Annotated in this window: 15 protein-coding genes; 9 read left to right on the forward strand and 6 right to left on the reverse strand. The window is 39.5% G+C overall.

Annotated features, from left to right (window positions below; all coding sequences use genetic code 11):
- Window positions 1-124: 124 nt before the first annotated feature.
- The 4 genes from ACJQWY_RS05755 to ACJQWY_RS05770 all read left to right on the forward strand — a co-directional run bounded on the left by ACJQWY_RS05755 (window position 125) and on the right by ACJQWY_RS05770 (window position 4,717).
- Entirely contained in the window at window positions 125-742 is a 618-nt protein-coding gene (locus tag ACJQWY_RS05755) for a 5' nucleotidase, NT5C type (protein ID WP_407076780.1), read from the forward strand.
- A gap of 27 nt (window positions 743-769) precedes the next feature.
- Complete coding sequence (gene fba / locus ACJQWY_RS05760) at window positions 770-1,651, forward strand: class II fructose-1,6-bisphosphate aldolase (RefSeq protein WP_407076781.1); 882 nt, start codon at window positions 770-772, stop codon at window positions 1,649-1,651.
- Between the two features lie 213 nt (window positions 1,652-1,864).
- Window positions 1,865-3,367 carry a YfcC family protein gene (locus ACJQWY_RS05765; RefSeq protein ID WP_407076782.1) on the forward strand — a complete coding sequence of 501 codons (1,503 nt, stop codon included), beginning with the start codon at window positions 1,865-1,867 and terminating at the stop codon, window positions 3,365-3,367.
- Window positions 3,368-3,379: 12 nt separating this feature from the next.
- Entirely contained in the window at window positions 3,380-4,717 is a 1,338-nt protein-coding gene (locus tag ACJQWY_RS05770) for a M20 family metallopeptidase (RefSeq protein ID WP_407076783.1), read from the forward strand.
- Between the two features lie 100 nt (window positions 4,718-4,817).
- Here the strand turns inward: ACJQWY_RS05770 and lepA are convergent, their stop codons facing one another.
- Complete coding sequence (gene lepA, locus ACJQWY_RS05775) at window positions 4,818-6,593, reverse strand: translation elongation factor 4 (RefSeq protein ID WP_407076784.1); 1,776 nt, start codon at window positions 6,591-6,593, stop codon at window positions 4,818-4,820.
- Between the two features lie 303 nt (window positions 6,594-6,896).
- Here lepA and ACJQWY_RS05780 point away from each other — a divergent pair, with 303 nt between their 5' ends.
- The 4 genes from ACJQWY_RS05780 to ACJQWY_RS05795 all read left to right on the forward strand — a co-directional run bounded on the left by ACJQWY_RS05780 (window position 6,897) and on the right by ACJQWY_RS05795 (window position 11,173).
- Window positions 6,897-8,261: an MFS transporter gene (locus tag ACJQWY_RS05780; protein ID WP_407076785.1), complete on the forward strand. Its 1,365-nt coding sequence runs from the start codon at window positions 6,897-6,899 to the stop codon at window positions 8,259-8,261.
- A gap of 142 nt (window positions 8,262-8,403) precedes the next feature.
- Window positions 8,404-8,826: a CopY/TcrY family copper transport repressor gene (locus ACJQWY_RS05785; protein ID WP_407076786.1), complete on the forward strand. Its 423-nt coding sequence runs from the start codon at window positions 8,404-8,406 to the stop codon at window positions 8,824-8,826.
- 51 nt (window positions 8,827-8,877) lie between these two features.
- Window positions 8,878-9,258, forward strand: a complete 381-nt coding sequence (locus ACJQWY_RS05790; RefSeq protein ID WP_407076787.1) for a cupredoxin domain-containing protein — start codon at window positions 8,878-8,880, stop codon at window positions 9,256-9,258.
- Between the two features lies 1 nt (window position 9,259).
- Window positions 9,260-11,173 (forward strand): copper-translocating P-type ATPase, encoded by a 1,914-nt coding sequence (locus ACJQWY_RS05795; protein WP_407076788.1) that lies wholly within the window; start codon window positions 9,260-9,262, stop codon window positions 11,171-11,173.
- Window positions 11,174-11,371: 198 nt separating this feature from the next.
- Here the strand turns inward: ACJQWY_RS05795 and xerS are convergent, their stop codons facing one another.
- The 5 genes from xerS to larD form a co-directional block, all read right to left on the reverse strand.
- Entirely contained in the window at window positions 11,372-12,442 is a 1,071-nt protein-coding gene (gene xerS / locus ACJQWY_RS05800) for a tyrosine recombinase XerS (RefSeq protein WP_407076789.1), read from the reverse strand.
- 186 nt (window positions 12,443-12,628) lie between these two features.
- Window positions 12,629-14,086 (reverse strand): glycoside hydrolase family 1 protein, encoded by a 1,458-nt coding sequence (locus ACJQWY_RS05805; protein WP_407076790.1) that lies wholly within the window; start codon window positions 14,084-14,086, stop codon window positions 12,629-12,631.
- A 27-nt stretch (window positions 14,087-14,113) separates the two neighbouring features.
- The gene (locus ACJQWY_RS05810) at window positions 14,114-15,943 is read right to left on the reverse strand and encodes a beta-glucoside-specific PTS transporter subunit IIABC (RefSeq protein ID WP_407076791.1); all 1,830 of its coding nucleotides are present in this window, start codon (window positions 15,941-15,943) and stop codon (window positions 14,114-14,116) included.
- Window positions 15,936-16,418: a CAT RNA binding domain-containing protein gene (locus ACJQWY_RS05815; protein ID WP_407076792.1), complete on the reverse strand. Its 483-nt coding sequence runs from the start codon at window positions 16,416-16,418 to the stop codon at window positions 15,936-15,938. Before ACJQWY_RS05815 ends, ACJQWY_RS05810 begins: the two co-directional genes overlap by 8 nt.
- 262 nt (window positions 16,419-16,680) lie before the next feature.
- Window positions 16,681-17,394 carry a D/L-lactic acid transporter LarD gene (larD, locus tag ACJQWY_RS05820; RefSeq protein ID WP_407076793.1) on the reverse strand — a complete coding sequence of 238 codons (714 nt, stop codon included), beginning with the start codon at window positions 17,392-17,394 and terminating at the stop codon, window positions 16,681-16,683.
- Between the two features lie 285 nt (window positions 17,395-17,679).
- Between larD and ACJQWY_RS05825 the strand changes: the two genes are divergently transcribed.
- Window positions 17,680-19,206: a helix-turn-helix domain-containing protein gene (locus ACJQWY_RS05825; RefSeq protein ID WP_407076794.1), complete on the forward strand. Its 1,527-nt coding sequence runs from the start codon at window positions 17,680-17,682 to the stop codon at window positions 19,204-19,206.
- Window positions 19,207-19,267: the final 61 nt, after the last annotated feature.

Genomic DNA, 19,267 nt, shown 5'->3' on the forward strand with positions numbered 1-19,267 from the left:
GAACAGTTGATACGAACACTTTTATTCTTTTTACTAGATTTAAAAAATAATTTGTTTTTTCACAACCAGCGCGCTATAATAGGTACTATTATATGTATACCAATTCATATAGTCGGAGGAAAAAATGAATAATCATAAACCAAAATTATTTTTAGATATGGATAACACGATGGTTGATACTTTAGCTGTGTTGAATCTAGCAACGGAGCAAGCAACCACGTTAGGACTTACCAAACCAGATCAAATTCCAGGAATTTTTAGGGATTTAAAGCCATTGCCACATTTAATGGAAGCCTTACAACAATTAAGTGTATATTATGACTTATATATTTTGACCACGGCGCCTTGGAATAACGTCAGCGCTTGGAGTGATAAGCTCGCATGGTTGTACGAATATTTCGGAAATGATGCACATAGCCTCTTTTATAAGCGGGTAATTATGACGCATGATAAAGGCTTAGCGCGAGCTGAAGGAGGCATTTTAGTTGATGACCGTCCTTATCATGGCGCCGCAGCTTGGGAGGATAATGAATTAGGTACGGCTTGGATTCAATATAATTATGATCAAAAGATGCAGTGGGCAGCCGATGGTGGTTTAGTTGACCTATTGATTGCGACCGCTAAGGTTTATCAAACACAAAATATTAATATCCGGACAGCTTTATTGAAAGCCAATCAAATTCGGCATCTCAAGTTGCACGGTCCTATGGATGATTTTCAAAAAGCAGCCTGGGAAAAGTGATAGCACTGGTAAAAGGGAGGAATGAAAATGACAATTCAAAATGCAAAGCAGATGATGCAAAAGGCACGGAAAAATCACTATGCCTTAGGTGCTTTTAATACTAATAATTTGGAATGGACGCAGGCAATTTTGAAGCGAGCGCAAGCAAACGAAGCGCCCACTATCTTGGCTATTTCAATGGGAGCGGTTAAATATATGGGCGGCTTTAAGGTTGTTGCTAATTTAATTCGAAATTTGGATGAAGCTTTGGAAATTACAGTGCCCATCGCGATTCATTTGGATCACGGGACATATGAAGGAGCAAAACAAGCCATTGAAGCTGGCTTTACGTCAGTGATGTTTGATGGATCAGCGCTACCTTTAGCTGAAAATTTGGCGAAAACAAAGGAGATTGTGACCCTGGCTCAAGCTGCCAATGTATCAGTTGAAGCTGAAGTCGGTTCAATTGGCGGTGAAGAAGACGGGGTGATTGGTGAAGGTGAATTAGCTGCTATTGATGATGCGGTTTTGATGACGCAAACGGGGATTGATTTCTTAGCGGCAGGGATTGGTAATATTCACGGCATCTATCCCGAAAATTGGCGTGGGCTACATTTGGACCATCTTGAGCAATTATCAGCAGCCGTAACGGCGGCGCGCGGTCAGGAGATGCCAATTGTTTTGCATGGTGCATCAGGAGTTCCTGATGACCAAATTCAAGCTGCCGTTCAATTAGGCGTGGCCAAGGTGAACGTTAATACTGAATTACAATTAGCATTCCATCATGCTACTCGTCAGTTTGTTGAAACGGATCAAGATCTCATTGGTAAAAACTATGATCCTCGTAAATTCTTGCACCCGGGGGTAGTCGCCATTGAACAAGCTTTAGATGAGCGAATTGCAGTGTTTGGCAATGCTAACCGAATCTAATGGAAAGAAGACAGAATTTAGCAAGAGCTGAATGCTGTCTTTTTTGTAGCTTTGACGTAAGGAGCGAATATATCGGTAAAGAAAACTTAATATTGACTAGAATGGAAATGTATTAAAAAATTAAACAATTTTAATTAATTGCTTTTAAATCGAGTTAAATTAAGCTATTATATAGGTAAAGTTAGATGTTGCACAAATAAAAGGAGTAGACTTATGAATGGAAAAAAGAAAAAATTTCAGATGCCGTCGTCGTTTACGATTCTGTTTTTTCTAATCATTGCAGTAGCCGTTTTAACGTGGATTATTCCCGCTGGTGAATATACTACGAATAAAGCGGGGGAGATTATTGCGGGGACTTACCATAGTCGGGCGGCCAATCCCCAAGGTTTATGGGATGTCTTCATGGCGCCTATTAAGGGAATGGTGGGGACTGATACCGCTGATGGAACCATCTCAATTTCATTATTCATTTTAGTGATTGGTGGATTCTTGGGCGTTGTTAATAAAACTAAAGCTTTAGATGATGGAATTTCATCAACCTTGCGGAAATACGCGGGAAAAGAAAAGCTGATGATTCCACTTTTGATGAGCTTGTTTGCGATTGGTGGTTCCACCTATGGAATGGGTGAAGAAACCATTGCCTTTTATCCTATTTTGATTGCGGTAATGATTAGCGTGGGCTTTGATTCATTAGTGGCGATTTCAATTGCGTTGATTGGGTCGCAGGTTGGGGTGCTAGCTTCTACGGTGAACCCTTTTGCGACTGGAGTAGCCTCACAGAGTTTGAATCTGTCACCGGGGGATGGCTTGGTTCCTCGCCTGATTTTGTTTGTTATTACAGTTACGATTAGCATTGTGTATGTGATGCGTTATGCTAGCAAGGTGAAGCAAGATCCTTCAAAATCAATGGTTTATAATCGGCGTGAGACAGATTTAGCTGAGTTTTCGCTTTCAAGTGATGATGCTGGGACAGAAATGACCGGTCGGCAAAAAGCAGTACTTTGGATCTTTGGGCTTACCTTTTTATTGATGGTGATTGGAATTGTTCCTTGGAGTAGTATTAATGAACATTGGACGTTCTTTGATTCATTTACTAAATGGTTAACGGGAATTCCATTCTTAGGCGATTTCTTAGGTCGCGATATGGCCCCCTTTGGAACCTGGTACTTTGGTGAAATGACAATGTTGTTCCTCTTTATGGCAGTGGTGGTAATGTTTGTTTACCATATGAAAGAGAGCACCTTTATCGATGCCTTCTTAGGCGGAATGAATGAATTCTTAAGCGTGGCGATTGTGATTGCGGTGGCTCGCGGAATTCAATTCATTATGAGCGATGGTTATATTACAGCGACTGTTTTGCACGCCGGTGAACAAGGTCTGCAACATTTGCCTGCTGGAATTTTCATTGTTTTAACGTTCTTCTTCTATATTCCAATGTCATTCTTAATTCCATCAACGTCCGGTTTAGCAGCAGCGACAATGGGAATTATGGGACCTTTGGGAAAGTTTTCTGGAGTTGCGCCCGACCTAATTATTACGGCCTATCAAGCCGCCGTTGGTTGGGTGAATGTTATTACACCTACTTCAGGGATTGTGATGGGGGCTTTGGCCATTGCCCATGTTGATATTGTGACTTGGCTTAAGTTTACCGCTAAATTGATGGGCATTTTGTTAGTCGTTACGATTGGATTCTTGGTAATTTGTACTTTAATTTAAGGAGAAATAATCATGCAGAACTATATTTCAGATGATGTTCAAAAACAAGCCATTCAAGCACTTAGTCGTTTGGTTGCGAAGCCTTCATATAATACTGAAGCAGCGCCTAATGCACCATTTGGTGTGGGGATTCGGGCCGCTTTAGATGAAGTCTTAAAGATTGCTGATGAATTAGGCTATCAAACGTATGTTGATCCAGAAGGTTATTATGGTTATGCTGAAATTGGAGAAGGTCCTGAAATTTTTGGTGTGATTTGTCACGTCGACGTTGTACCAGCTGGTGATATGGATGCTTGGAAAACTAATCCCTTTGAATTGACGCAAAAGGATGGTGCTTTATACGGACGTGGAAGTCAGGATGATAAGGGTCCATCGATTGCTACTTTATTCACGGTTAAGGCATTGTTAGACCAAGGAATGCATTTCAATAAAAAGGTGCGCTTTATCTTTGGAACTGACGAAGAGATTCTTTGGCGGGGGATGGCCAAGTATAATGAAAAAGAGGCCGGTATCACGATGGGCATTGCACCGGATGCTGAATTCCCATTGGTTTATGCTGAAAAAGGGCTGCAACAGTCATATTTGGTCGGACCAGGTTCTGATGAAATTGCATTAGACTTAGTCAATGCTTTCAATGCTGTACCAGGTCTAGCCAACTATGCTGGTCCTAAGCAAGCTGAGGTGGAAGCAGCTCTCAAACAACATGGCTTTGCTTATGACAAACAAGACGGTCAATTGGTCGTGCAAGGAAATTCGGTTCATGCTATGCATGCGCCAGAAGGTACGAACGCGGTGCTGCGCTTAGCGATTGCGCTAGCAGATGTCTTCCCAGGTGTGCCAGCTTTGGAATTTATCAAACAATTTGGTGAAGATGCAACTGGCGAAAATATTTTGGGTGTGATTAAAGATGATGTCTCAGGTCAATTAACCTTTAATATTTCTAGCTTACAAATTAATACGAAAGAATCACGAATGCAAATCGATTTGCGGATACCCGTGCAAGTGAAGCATGATGATTTAATTCAAACAATTGCGGCCAAAGTTGCGCCGTTTAATTTGAAGTATGAAAATTTTGATTACTTGGAGCCACTATATGTACCAAAGGATGGTGAATTAGTCACAACCTTGATGGATGCTTATGCTGAAGTAACGGGTGATACAACTTCACAACCAGGGATTTCTGGTGGGGCAACCTTTGCCCGGACAATGAAGAATAGTGTGGCCTTCGGAGCAATGTTGACGACCACGCCGGACTTCATGCATCAAGCAAATGAAAATTGGCCAATTAAGGATATGCGGATGGCGATGGAAATCTACGCCCAAGCTTTAAAGAAGCTTTTAGTAGATTAGTGATTGCTTAATAAATAAAAATCAAAAAAACTGCAAGAATCTTCAAACCGAGAGGAATGGTGATAATTGCAGTTTTTATTTATTTTTTTAAGATAATTTTTTATCCTAAATCTAAGATGGCATCGAAGACAGCTTGTGGTAATTCAATGTCCACCTTGGCTTGTCCTGAACGTCGGAGCTGTTGCTGCTTTTTAGAGACCTTAGTGCCTTTTGCAGCTACTTTTCGGAGCGGTGGGATGTTTTCACGGGCGATTACGCGACCTTCGACAATCGCCTGAACAGGCATGGCTTGTAGTTTCCGAGGCACAAGATCACGTAACTTTATGACCATATTTTGCGCAATCTGGTCAGCCTTAAGCCGGTGCGTGATAATTGTTAAAGCGTCAATGTTAGCGTAGTCGATGGCAATTTCTAATTTCACTAAATCAGAATATTCATAATCGGCTGATTCAGTGGAAAGTGTAGCGAAGCCATGTGAAACTGATTTCAATTCATTGAAAAAATCATAGGCGATTTCAGAAATCGGCATTAGATAAGTGGCGACGACCATTGAACCAAGCGTATTTAAATCTTCTAACGTTCCCCGCCGACTTTCAGCTAAGCGCATAATATCATTTAACATTTCATTAGGTAAGGTGATTTTAGCATGGACATATGGTTCTTCGACCAAATGGATTTGTGACCAATCGGGAAATTGAATTGGATTTTCAACATAAATGGGTTCATCCTGGTTTTTCAAGGTAATTTTAAAAGTTGAATTGGGCATGGTCGTTAAGACGTTAATTCCGAATTCAGCCATTAAACGTTCGCGAATAATTTGCAGGTGAAAAATACCTAAAAAGCCACCACGAAAGCCCATTCCCAGAGCTTCGGATTGTTCAGGTTCATAATGAAAGGCGGCATCATTTAAAGCTAATTTTTCAATCGCCGTTTTGAATTCTTTATAATCAGTATCCTTAGGGTAAAGCCCTGCATAGACCATTGGTTCAACTTCTTGATAACCAGGTAACGGTTGCTCAGCGGGCATGGCTTGGTTTGTTACGGTATCGCCAATTTTAATACTATCAGGATCTTTGACTCCCGTAACGAGGTAACCAACGTCTCCCGCATTGAGGGTGTGTAATGCTTGAGGTTCCGGTGTAAAGACGCCCACTTCTTTATTCGTTGAAGCAACCTGGCTAGCCATGAAGACTTGCTTGGTTTGGGTAATCAATTGCCCTTCCATAATCCGCACTTGCGCGATTACCCCTTTATACGGGTCAAATTTAGAATCAAAAACGAGAGCTTTCAACGGAGCTTGGATGTCACCAGTGGGAGCTGGAATTTGATTGCGGATGGCTAGTAAGACTTGGTCGACACCTAACCCGCTTTTGGCTGAAATATGTAAAATCTGATCAGCTTGAAAAGTTGGTTCTAATTCGAGTAATTGTTCAGTCGTTTTTTGAATGTCAGCCATTTGATTATCAATTTTATTAATAATGGGGATAATTGTTAGGCCGGCTTCTTTAGCTAAACGGAAATTCGCGACAGTTTGGGCTTGCACTCCTTTAGTAGCATCGACGACTAAAAGCACACCGTCCGTGGCTGAGAGGGAGCGTGAAACTTCATAATTAAAATCGACGTGCCCAGGGGTGTCGATTAAATTATACTGGTACTCTTCGCGGTGGTCATCAATGTAATAATTACGAACCGCTTTAGACTTGACTGTAACGCCATGCGCTTTTTCAACAGCTAAATCATCCAATTGTTGCGCAGTTGATTCACGATCACTAACAGTGCTAGTCATTTCCATAATTCGATCAGCTAAAGTTGATTTACCGTGATCGATATGGGCAATAATGGCGAAATTGCGAATGTGGTCTTGTGGGAAACTCATGTATTTACCTCTTTAAAAAATTTAAATAATAATTATAGCATACCACGCCGAGTTATCTTTGGGGTAAGGTGGGGATGTAAATCTTAAAAAAATAGTCTTACGTGTACAGCTGATATACGGGGCCCGGCGCTTGCTTTGCTTTGGGACGCATGTTAGAATTAACTTATATTTTCGTACAGATAGTATACTTAGTTGTATACCGAGAAAAGAGGCGAGCATAATCTTTTGGTTATGCCCGTTTTTTAATGTCTGAGATTCTGGCTGTGCTGTAAATATATTTAAAAAAGGAGGAGTGCTTTAAAGATGCAAAAAACAAAAGAATGGCATGTATTGGTCGCTGTAATTGCGACTGGTATTATGTGTTTTAGTGGGGTCTTGATTGAAACTTCAATGAACGTCACCTTTCCGGCATTAATGGAAGAATTTAATGTGAATGCGAATGGTGTCCAATGGGTTACTACGGGGTATCTTTTAGCGATTGCAATTATTGTGCCTTTATCAGCTTATTTCATTCGTAATTTTTCATCACGTACATTATTTATTGTCTCAAATATTTTGTTCTTTATGGGAATTATCATTGATAGCTTTGCGGGGACCCTCCCAATTTTGTTAACTGGACGAGTTTTGCAAGGTTTGGGAACGGGAATTGCCTTACCATTAATGTTTCATATTATTTTAACGAAATCACCAATGGAAAAACGAGGCGTCATGATGGGAATTGGAACGATGACGACTTCCATTGCACCAGCGATTGGTCCGACCTATGGTGGAATCTTGATGGGTACCTTGGGTTGGCGTGCTATTTTCTGGTTCTTAATACCCTTGGCGTTGGTTTCCTTTGGTCTGGGCTTATATGCTATGCCACAAGAGCACGTCGAGCGTTTTGAAAAGTTTAACCTAGGGGCATTTGTATTTTTAGGGGTTGGGTTAAGCAGTCTCTTGTTAGCCATTGAACAGCTTTCAATCAGTTGGTTCATTGGGAGCTTAATTGCTTTGATCGTTTTCTATTACTTGAATAAACAGCGTATGTTATTGAATTTAAATGTCTTTAAAAACAGTGTTTTCGACCGTTTACTGTATGGAGTACTCATATATCAAGCCATGTTCTTAGCTTTATCATTTATCTTACCAAGCTTTATTCAAATCGGTTTGGGCAAGTCTTCAACCGTGGCCGGATTGTTCATGTTCCCTGGAGCAGTAACTGGTGCCATTTTAGGGCCAATTTCTGGAAGGATTTTGGATAAGATTGGACCAGTTAAGCCGATTGTTTTCGGTTTGAGCACTTCAACGCTTGCCATGACTAGTTTAGCAATTGCCTTTCAATGGGAACAAATCTGGATTTTCTTAGGTCTTCACGTCTTGACCATGATTGGTTCGGGGATGGCTATTAATAATTTAATGACTGCCACCTTAAGTCAATTAGATGAAACTTTATCTGCGGATGGGAACAGTGTCATGAATACCTTACAGCAATTTGCGGGGGCTGCTTCGACGGCCATTGCAGCACGTTTGTTTGCGATGGGACAGGCTAGCGATGCAGTGCATGGAGCCATGATTGGTGGCCGGCACGGTATTATCTTATTGGCCGTCCTCTTTGTAATCGCCTTAATACTATTTATTACGACAATCAAGTTGTTAAAGCAACAATGGAGCCGGTTAACAGCTTAAGCGTTCTATTAATATTTAAACGCTAGCAGCGAGGAAGATACTCGCTGCTTTTTTAGTAGGCGGAGTAGGGTCATGTTGACAAATGTAGACTATAAGTTTATCATTGTTTACAGATGTAGATGAAGAAAGGAGTTGGTCATTAATGGAAGCCATCAGTAATATTTCAGAAGCTGAATTTGCGGTGATGAATTTAATTTGGGCTAAGCCAGGGTTAACAAGTCATGCGATTAGCGATTTATTGGCCCCTGATCACAACTGGTCAGCCTCAACGATTAAAACGATGTTAGCACGTTTGGTAAAAAAGGGATTTTTAGTAACACAACAACTGGGAAAGCAATATCAATATACAGCGTTAGTGGATGAAGATCATATATCAATAGAGTATACGCAGACACTATTTCAGCGACTATGTGATCGACATCAGGGTAAGGCATTACAAGAGCTCTTGAAAACGGTGCCGATTAGTCAGACTGATATTGCCGCTATGCAAGACATTTTGCAAGCCCGCGCAAAATGCGCTCCAGAAGCGGTGTCATGTCATTGTATTCCGGATAGTAATTGTTAACGATCAGCGTTTGTCAATTTGATTAGAGTTAAGGTGAAAAGGAGCTGAATGATGAGTAAATTAATTGTTGGAATCGTCGGAATTATTATGATTATTGGAATTTTATGGTGGTTTTTTGGAAAACACCAAGTGGCTGAATCAACGGCGGTAATAGAGGACCAAAAGCAGCGCATTAATATTAAAGTTGATGGGGGGTATTCACCTGAAAAAGTTGTTTTAAAGCAAAATGTACCCGCTGAGTTGATTTTTACGCGTACGGATGCTTCAAGTTGTTTGGATCATGTTGTGTTCCCAGATTTAGGAATTAATCAAGCATTGCCTAAGGATCAACCAGTAACGGTGAAGATTGATACTAATCGGGCTGGTGATTTTAATTGGGCCTGTGGTATGAATATGTTCCATGGCCAATTAAAGATTGAACCGGAGGCTTAAGATGCGAATTGAAACGCGTTTTTGGAGTTCATTAGTTTTAACACTGCCGTTGTTGGCGGAGATGATTTTAACACCGCTGGGAATCATGTTCCCCGGAGGCGTTTGGACGATGGCGGCGATTACAACTGTAATTATGTTAGTTGCTGCACGTCTATTTTGGCATAGTGCATGGGCTTCATTTAAAAAGCATCATGCTAATATGGATACTTTGGTTGCGGTTGGGACGGCAACAGCTTACTTTTATAGCTTATGGGCGATGCTTCAACATCAGCCGGTTTATTTTGAAAGTGCCGCGGTGGTAATTACTTTTGTCCTATTAGGTCAAGTATTAGAAGGGCGGATGCGCAAGCAAGCTAGTACTGGGGTTGAAAAACTCATGCAGTTACAAGCTAATACGGCTGAAGTATGGCGTGATGGACGGTATCAAGAAATGGCGATCAATCAACTGCAAGTTGGTGACCAATTACGAGTTAAGCCAGGAGAAAAGATTCCTTTAGATGGAATTGTCTTAGAAGGTAATTCATCGGTAAATGAGGCGATGCTGACCGGTGAAAGTTTACCCGTCCAAAAGCAAAAGGATGATCAAGTTTTTGGGGCAACATTAAATCAAAATGGAACGCTGGTTGTGCAGGTCAATAAAGTGGGCTCGGAGACGATGCTGCAGCAGATTATTGAAGTCGTGCGAAAAGCACAAGCTAGCCAGGCACCTATTCAAAAATTAACTGATCAGATATCAGATATCTTTGTACCGGTCGTCTTAATTGTTTCAATTTTAACTTTTTTAGTTTGGTATTTGTTTTTGGATGCAACAGTTGGTCAAGCCATTAATTATGCGGTCGCCGTCGTAGTGATTGCATGTCCGTGTGCGCTAGGTTTAGCAACTCCAACGGCTTTAATGGTTGGGACCGCTCGTGGAGCTAAATTAGGGATTTTAATTAAGAATGGAACTGTCTTAGAACAAGCCAATCAGATTAAAGTGGTTGCGTTTGATAAGACGGGAACTTTAACTGAAGGAACCCCCAAGGTTACACAAACGGCCACCTTACCACAAGTGGATAATCAACAAATTTTAAATTGGGCGGCGAGTGTTGAACAGGTTTCTGAGCACCCTTTGGCACAAGCGGTGGTTTCCACGGTAAATGCCGATGAATTGCAGCCGGTTCATAATTTTAAAGCAATTGCTGGACAAGGGGCACAAGGTGAAGTAGCTGGGCACTTGGTCACGGTTGGTAATCGCGCTTTGATGGGCGAGGCAACACTAGCGCCAGAATTGGAGACGGCCGCCGTAACTTATATGCAACAGGCGCAAAGTGTGGTGTACGTTGCTTGGAATCAGCAGGTACAAGGTGTACTGGCAATTCAAGACCAACCGAAAGCTTCAGCTAAACCCGCAATTCAACAATTAAACCAAACTAATTACCGAACGGTGATGATTACCGGTGATAATCAAAATGTAGCGCAGGCGATTGGTCAGCAATTAGGGATTGATGAAATCCAGGCCGAAATATTGCCTAACCAAAAAGCGGATCATTTGCAACAGTTAAAGAGTCATGGTCCTGTAGCATTTGTGGGTGATGGATTAAATGATGCACCGGCTTTAGCCACTGCTGATTTAGGAATTGCGATGGGAACAGGAACTGATATCGCGATTGATACTGGTGATATTGTATTGATGAAAAATGACGTAACAGATGTACCCAAGGCATTGAAATTAAGTCAAAAAACCTTCATGAAAATTAAAGAGAATTTATTCTGGGCTTTCATTTACAACATAATTGGTCTACCATTAGCAGCGGGATTATTTGTAAAATGGGGTGTTACATTGAGTCCGGAATTTGCTGGATTGGCTATGGCTTTGAGCTCTGTTTCCGTCTTAGCTAATTCACTTTTGCTTAAATTCTCTAAAATTAATTAAATGGCTTAATATAGAGGTTGTGTATAGGGCAAATTTAAAAATGTATATTACAAAATAATGTAATTTAAAAGCATAGTCAAATTTAAGACTATGCTTTTTTGTTAATTAAGATTCAAGTCGTTTTTTTAATCAGACGCTTATGACAATTTGTATATATTTAAAATCGGTCTAAGAACCATTTATTATTTTAGCGTAAAGCTATTCTAATTTTTCGATTGCTTGATTGCGTTTTTCTTGATCCGCATGAATGTAAATTTTAGTCGCTGAATCGGTAGTTTGACCCAGCGCTTGTTGAACATCGATAACCGAGTTAGTCGCTCGATAAAGCTCAGTGCCGAAGGTATGGCGAAGTTTGTGAGGGGTTGTTTCTCGACCAAAGGCCTTAGTATACTTCTTAACCATACGCTCGACTTGTGATTGAGAAATGCGATAAACTAAGCCACGGCTTAAAGTCACAAATAAGGCTGAATTTGCTTGTTCATCAAAGTTAAGATTGCGGTATTCGAGCCAATCTGCAATATATGGTTCAGCCCAAGCTGCGTATTTGACGACGTCCTCGTGGTCTCCTTTACGAATGACGTTTTCAATAATATGTTGATTATTATCAATATCGTCTAATTCGATATTAACGAGCTCAGTCACCCGAAGACCAGAAGCAATTAGGAGAGCAAAGATGGCACAATTACGAACTTCAGTTTGTTCATAAAGTTTGAGTGCTTGTGGCGATAGCGTTTTTTTATAGTCATTTTGCAACCAATCTAAAAAATTAAATTTACGATTACCGTCATAAATTTTCTTATTAATAGCATTCGCTTTAGCATTTAAGGTTGCCTGACCATATTTGAATTTAATTTTAAGCATGGGATTATTAGCTAAGTAGCTGTGCGGTGTATTTTGTGGATCAGTAGATTCGATAGTTAACCAGCGGAAAAAGCCGCGCAACGACATTAATCTGGTATTGATGGTATTCTTTGAAACCGGTTTAGTACCGTCTGCAGGTGCTAGCATTGATGTAATGTAAGCTTGAATTGTTTCGGAATTAATCGAAGCTAAGTCCGAGACCCGCAAAGCTGTTTGTTTAGTAGCATTTAACGCCGGCGTATTGTTACAAAACCAGCTAAAGAATTGATGTAGATTATTTAAAGTTGTATACATAGTTGATGGTTGCGCGCCGCTGGCCATGCGATAATTATAAAATTGTTTAGTAATGGGAGGCATTAAAAATAATTTTTTTTGTGCGTTTTCAATAAATTGTTTCTTAGTAGTCATAAATAAGCTCCTTAGTTCAAACGACTAGATAAGCCGCCATAATGATTGGGTATTGTTATTTTAACATACTATGCGTAAATATGTAAATATGTCCGCATACTGAAATACTATTAACAACTACCTCACTATGGGATTTTATAAATAAAAAAGACCAAGTCCATTTTGCTGAAACCTGGTCTTAAAATATTATAAATCTGCGCCATTAGTTGCAATTATTTTTTGATACCAATAATATGAATCTTTTTTTAAACGTCGACCAGTCCCATAACCATCATCATCCAAATCCACGTAAATAAATCCGTACCGTTTGTTCATTTCCGAAGTACTAAAACTAATACAATCAATTGGTGACCAAGAAGTATATCCTAAAATCGGAATGCCTTGTTCCAGGCTTAATTTCAACTGATGTAAATGCTGTTGATAATAATTAATCCGATATTCATCGTGAATTTGCTCATCATTTGTAATTCGATCTAGCGCTCCTAAGCCATTTTCAACAATAAACAAAGACTTTTGATAACGGTCCCATAATGTATTTATTGTAATCCGAAGCCCAATTGGATCAATTTGCCAACCCCAGGCTGAAGTTTCTAAATATGGATTAGCTTTTCCAACTACCATATTACCAGCCGCTTGTCGATGCCGGCTTTCTTCGTCAACAATCGTTGTCATGTAGTAGCTAAAGCTAATAAAATCAACCGGATATTGAGCAATTATAGCTTGATCAGCTAACGTAATATCTAAATTCAATGCCTGTTCCTTAAAATATCGGTTCATATAATTGGGATATTCACCCCGTACTTGGACATCTAAGAAAAACAAATTTTGTTGATCGGTTTCTTGGGCTGCTAAAACATCATTGGGTTTAGCTGTAGCCGCATAGGTTTGCATTCGAGCTAACATCGCGCCAATCTGAGCTTGTGGATTGATTTGTTTAAGCTGTTGAGTTGCTAAGGCACTCGCCACAAATTGATAATGAACAGCTTGATACCGTAATTGTAGTTGTTCTTGGCTAGTCTTTTCGGCGTCAAGGACACCCGTTTCATGAAAGCCCCATAAACTTGTATTAATTTCATTAAAAGTTAGCCAATATTTAACCTGTGGATACCGCTTAAATAAAACCGCTGTAAACTTGGTAAAGGCCTTGATCACTTCGCGACTAGCCCAACCTTGATACTTAACACATAGCATGGCCGGCATTTCAAAATGTGAAATTGTTACTAGCGGCTCAATATCATATTTCGCTAATTCCGCAAAAATTTGATCGTAATAGGCTAAACCAGCTAAATTTGGTTCTTCCTCTAACCCTGTGGGGAAAATTCGTGTCCACGCAATTGAAAAACGTAACACCTTAATTCCCATTTCGGCTAGTAAGGCAATATCCTCTGGATAAGTATGATAAAAGTTAATTCCTCGCCGTTTTGGATACTGATCAACATCCATATTATGATACGCTTCATCAAAATCCGCCCGGGTAATCGGCGTTAAAGCCTTATTTTGACGATTAATTACCCGTCGCATCATATCGGCAGTGCTTAACCCTTTACCGTCTGTTTGCCATGCTCCCTCCGTTTGATTCGCAGAAATTGCACTGCCCCATAAGAAATCTTCAGGAAAGCCTTGTGTAAGATTAGCTTGATACATTTAACGTTTCTCCTTAAATAATTATATTTATCGTGCTACTTTTGGGTTTGGTTGCAAGCGAATTAACCAATTTTTAGTCGTTTCTAAGTCTTGCGTTATCTGACATCGATACTCTGGCGTATTCGTCACAATTAATAACACAATTGGATCATATCCAGCCGCTTGGATCGCCGAGCGGTCAAATTCTAAGATTGAATCACCTAAATTTACTTTTTTGCCTGGTTCGACCAACGTTTTAAAATACTTTCCATTCAATTGCACTGTATTAAGTCCAATATGAATCAATAATTCAGCGCCTTGCTTTGAGCGAATGCCAATCGCATGTGGGTGCACTGTAATAATTTCACCAGTTACAGGGGCCGTAATGACGTTTTGTTTCGGAATAATCCCAATTCCTTGCCCCATGGCGCCGCTTGCGAATACTTCATCATCAACGCTTATTAACGGTACAATTTGACCAACAACGGGTGCTTTAACATCTTCGTCATGTAATTGCGTTGGTTGATCATGGGCGGCTTCGGTTACTCCAAAGAAATAAGTCCCCACCGTGGAAACACCAAAAGCCAAGCATAAACCTAACACTAAGTAAATTACTCCGCCATTTAAATATGCCGGTAAGGATAATAAGCTTGGCAGAGTAAAGGCAGTCGCTTGAACTTTTCCTAAGCCAATGATAGCTCCACCCAGGCCACCGGCCCCAACGGCAATATAAAATGGCTTCTTTAATTTAAGGGTAACCCCATAAATGGTTGGTTCCGTAATTCCAAGTAGGCTGGTTATAACTGATGACCCCGAAATTGATTTAAGTTTAGTATCACGTACTCGTAAAAATACACCTAAGGCCGCACCCGCCTGGGCCATTACTGATACACAAATAATCGGTGTTAATGGGTCATGACCAAGCTCGCCGATATTATTAGCGATGATTGGGATAAATGTCCAATGCACTCCAAAAATTACAAATAATTGCCAACAAGCTCCAATAATTGCTCCCGCCAAAAACGGGACACTTTGATTGATACTCATAATTCCGGCTGAGAGCACTTGCCCAATCCAATTTCCTAATGGACCAATGCTCAGCAAAGTTAATGGCACCATAATCATCAAAATCAACATCGGCGTTAGAATATTGCGAATTGAAGCCGGTAAAATTCGGTTGAATTGAGGTTCAAGATAAGATAATAACCAAACTGCTAACAAAATGGGTAAAACACTTGAGGCATAATTCGCCCCAACGACTGGGACACCAAAGAACGTCAACGGGGCTTTAGCCATCAATTGAGTGGCTAAAGCTGGATACACTAAGGCTCCCGCTAAAGCCATTGCTGTATATTGATTGACCCGCAACTGTTTCGCCGCGGTTAAGGCTAATAAAATTGGCAAGAAATAAAATAAGGCGTCACCCGCTGCGTACCAAATTTTATAAACACCACTTTCTGGAGTTAACCAACCAGTAACTAAACTTAATGCTAAAATTCCTTTTAAAACTCCAGTTCCCGCTAAAGCGCCCAAAAAGGGGGAGAAAGTTCCCGAAATAAATGTAATAATCCGGTTAATCATTTTCTCGCGATTGGCCGTTTCTGCTATTGTCTCATCACTAACCTCATCCACTGTTTGATGCTGCTCTCTTAAAGCCTGATAAACTGTATTAACATCGTTTCCAATGACTACTTGCAGCTGGCCACCCGAATCTACTACCGCAACTACTTCATTAATAGCTTCCAAAGTATTTTTGTCCACCAGAGTTTTATCTTTCAATTTAAATCGTAATCTAGTAGCACAATGCCATACGCTTTGTATATTATTCGCACCACCAACCACCGTGATAATTTTTTGCGCTAATTCCTTATTATCCATACCTCTTATCTCCATATTCATTCAACAATTCCAAAGCAATTAGCCCAGCTTCATGAATTGCGACATCACATTTCAAATTATTACTTAACAAACGCAATCCCATTTGACCAATTTGCAATATTTGCGGGTAATTTTCTTGTAAATGCTGATAAATAACAGGGGCTAGCGGATGTGCTTGACCTTCACTTAAGATGATGCGCTCTAACGTTGACGTCAAACGTTCCGCCAACATCTGACTCGACCGAATTCCTAAACCTTTAGTTGCAGTAATCATTTGGTTGACAACTATGCAACAAATTGCATAATCTTCAAAATTATTTAAATGCTGTCTGCTAAACCATTTTTCAATTTTTTGAACCGCTATTTCTTCACCCCCTCTCACTTGATATCCAATCCCGCAACCTAACATCACCACTTCGCCAAATGGTGTTGCAGCAATAATCGCGTTATTATTCAAAATTTTCTTAACCAACATCTATCTCACCCCCAAGCCCTAACAATAAAAAAAGACCCAATAATACGGAAAAGTAACAAAAAAATTTACTTCTCCGTATTATTCGGTCTTGCCCAACGAATTGGTCACAATCCAAATTGCTGTCTTAAATTTTACCATCTAAAGAAAACGTTTTCAATAGTCGTTTTCAAATCTTGCTTCCACTAAAATAAAAAGACTTATGCAGATGATTACATAAATCCTTAAATTGATATTAAAAAACTAATTTTTAAACTATAATGGATTAAAGCCCTAAGAAATATTTAACAAATAAAGCAGCCACCACAGCTCCCACAAAAGGTGCTAATCCAGGAACTAGGATTGCATACTTCCAGTCTGAATCAGCTTTATTCCCAATTGGCAAAATCCAGTGTGCTATCCGTGGACCCATATCTCGCGCTAAGTTCATTGCAAACCCAGTCGTTCCACCAATTCCCATTCCAATGGCCCAAACCAAAAGTCCAATCCCAATGGCTGAAATTCCTTCTGTTTTAACCTGGACAATCGCCAAAATACCAGTCAAAAAGACAAAGGTTGCAAAGGCCTCGACAAAGAAATTACGTGGTAAATTCCGAATTGCTGGTGCTGTTGAAAAAATATTTCGAACATCATCAGGCGCCACATCACCTTCTGAAGCTTTAAATTGATCAGCATACATAATCCAAACGATTACTGCACCAATAATTCCCCCAGCTACTTCAGCCAATGAATAAGGAATAAACATTGACCATGGTAACATGCCCAAAATATTTTGGGCCAAGACCATCGCCGGATTCATACATACCCCGCCAAAAATAAACAAAGCGACGGTAATTCCAAATGCCCATGTAGTAATCGCAAACAAATGCCCGGAACCATGGTACTTCGTTTTATTTAAAACTACGTCTGCATGGACCCCAACCCCAAAGACAATCATTAATGCCGTACTCATGAATTCGGCTAACAAATTATGTATCATTTTAACTCCCTAAAATAAAACTTTTATATTTGTGACAGACAACCATATAATTATGCCCTAAACTGTAACATTAGTAAACCTTAATTTATGTTTATTTATTATCATTTTTATGATAGATTTAATAATGTATACAAATTTAGATACGTATGCTACATAATAATATTCGAATTAATCAATATAAAAATTAAAAAAATCACTAGCTAATCACATATATTTGATACATATAAATTAGTGGTACAACACAAACAAAGCTGTTTATGCTTTTATTAGGAGGTTTCCAATCCAATGCTGGAAGAATACAATGTTAGTTTTGCTTCTAATATTTATAGTTACGATATCCATCACCGGATTTCAATTCTCCAAATTATCGCCGACTATAACGAAGGCGTAGATATTGCCATGATTCAAGAACGTTTGCCCCTTAACCGGCGAACGATTTATAAATATATTGATGAAATCAATAATACTGCAATCAATGATCAGAACGAGGCTGCTGAAGAATTAGGTTATATTGAAAAAAATAATAATACTTATCGCTACGTTGGTAACCGTTTAACGTATCAACGCCTATACATTAGAATTATCGAAAATTCAATACAATTATTATTGTGTAAACAATTACTTCAAAATCCTATCATTAATATTAAACAGTTTTGCATTGATAACTATATTAGCGAAACCGCCTTGCGTCGTAACATTGCCAAATTTAATACCGAAATGGAGCCTTATCAACTTTCCATTGCTCTTTATAAAGGAAATATACGCTTAAGTGGTGAGCCAGAAAAAATCCGATTTGGAATAACCACATTTTTATGGCGTATTTATCGAGGAGTCACTTGGCCTTTTGAGACGGTCTCACAACAATTAATGAAAACAATTGCTAAAGGCATTTTTAAAGAATATAGTATCCCCGATAATGATGGCAAACTAAACGAACTAATGTTTATTTTAGCCACTAATTTTGCGCGAAGCCAAGCAAATATGTTCCCAATCAGCCCTGTGTCTAATGAATTAGTTGATATTTTAATTTTTGATGAACATGATCAACGCGTGTTAACACAACTAACACAAAATTATGGTTTAGCCAAAAATGATGCACAATTTGTCCTCTTATGGTTAAAAACAATTCCAGATTATTATCTCTATCGTGGTCGTGCTTTAGCTATTGATCGAAAACTGGCCTCCTTAAATAACCCGTTTCACGATACGGTTCATCATTTCCTCGATCGAATTCAAACAAAAATGGGTCTAAAGATTGATTTATCAACCGAATCTGGCCAGAATTTCTTAGTTTCACTCATTGCCGGACGTATTCATGTAGCCTTATTCCCTGACATCGATTTTACCATTTCTAATTTAAATTTAGTCGAGGTCTTAGAACAAAACGCCCCACATCTCTTAGCCAATGTTAAAGCGCTACTAGACCCTGCTGATATAGCGCAGATGAGTCCAGTCACCTTGCGCGCCCTTTGCATTCGTTATGGCTATGCCTTTGCAGCCGTCCAATCACTTTTTTATTTTGAACCAACCATTAAAATTTTAGTACAGTTAGATTCGCCCAGTTACATTGATGCCGGTTTCCGCAATCGCTTAGAGACGCTTCTACAACCTTTCTTTAATATTAAAGTCCAACTCCATGATATTAAAAATGAAGCTGATTTGGTCGTGCATACCGATTTGTTTGTCAATTCTAATTACCCCCTAGAAAAACAAATCTATGTCCATAGTCAAATTACAACTAGTGATTTCAATAATTTAATTGAACGTTTAAATAAGATTAAGGCGCAACAAAATACGCAACTTATGGAATAACAATTTAAAAAACGACATTGTATGCACCACCAATGAGGCTGCTACAATGTCGTTTTTTAGT

Source organism: Weissella kandleri, from assembly GCF_045504165.1.
Taxonomy (GTDB): Bacteria; Bacillota; Bacilli; order Lactobacillales; family Lactobacillaceae; genus Weissella; species Weissella kandleri_A.

Excerpts from the sequence above, each read along its gene's own strand:
- ACJQWY_RS05755 (WP_407076780.1), top strand. The coding sequence starts at position 125 with ATGAATAATCATAAACCAAAATTATTTTTAGATATGGATAACACGATG.
- fba (WP_407076781.1), top strand. The coding sequence starts at position 770 with ATGACAATTCAAAATGCAAAGCAGATGATGCAAAAGGCACGGAAAAAT.
- ACJQWY_RS05765 (WP_407076782.1), top strand. The coding sequence starts at position 1,865 with ATGAATGGAAAAAAGAAAAAATTTCAGATGCCGTCGTCGTTTACGATT.
- ACJQWY_RS05770 (WP_407076783.1), top strand. The coding sequence starts at position 3,380 with ATGCAGAACTATATTTCAGATGATGTTCAAAAACAAGCCATTCAAGCA.
- lepA (WP_407076784.1), bottom strand. The coding sequence starts at position 6,593 with ATGAGTTTCCCACAAGACCACATTCGCAATTTCGCCATTATTGCCCAT.
- ACJQWY_RS05780 (WP_407076785.1), top strand. The coding sequence starts at position 6,897 with ATGCAAAAAACAAAAGAATGGCATGTATTGGTCGCTGTAATTGCGACT.
- ACJQWY_RS05785 (WP_407076786.1), top strand. The coding sequence starts at position 8,404 with ATGGAAGCCATCAGTAATATTTCAGAAGCTGAATTTGCGGTGATGAAT.
- ACJQWY_RS05790 (WP_407076787.1), top strand. The coding sequence starts at position 8,878 with ATGAGTAAATTAATTGTTGGAATCGTCGGAATTATTATGATTATTGGA.
- ACJQWY_RS05795 (WP_407076788.1), top strand. The coding sequence starts at position 9,260 with ATGCGAATTGAAACGCGTTTTTGGAGTTCATTAGTTTTAACACTGCCG.
- xerS (WP_407076789.1), bottom strand. The coding sequence starts at position 12,442 with ATGACTACTAAGAAACAATTTATTGAAAACGCACAAAAAAAATTATTT.
- ACJQWY_RS05805 (WP_407076790.1), bottom strand. The coding sequence starts at position 14,086 with ATGTATCAAGCTAATCTTACACAAGGCTTTCCTGAAGATTTCTTATGG.
- ACJQWY_RS05810 (WP_407076791.1), bottom strand. The coding sequence starts at position 15,943 with ATGGATAATAAGGAATTAGCGCAAAAAATTATCACGGTGGTTGGTGGT.
- ACJQWY_RS05815 (WP_407076792.1), bottom strand. The coding sequence starts at position 16,418 with ATGTTGGTTAAGAAAATTTTGAATAATAACGCGATTATTGCTGCAACA.
- larD (WP_407076793.1), bottom strand. The coding sequence starts at position 17,394 with ATGATACATAATTTGTTAGCCGAATTCATGAGTACGGCATTAATGATT.
- ACJQWY_RS05825 (WP_407076794.1), top strand. The coding sequence starts at position 17,680 with ATGCTGGAAGAATACAATGTTAGTTTTGCTTCTAATATTTATAGTTAC.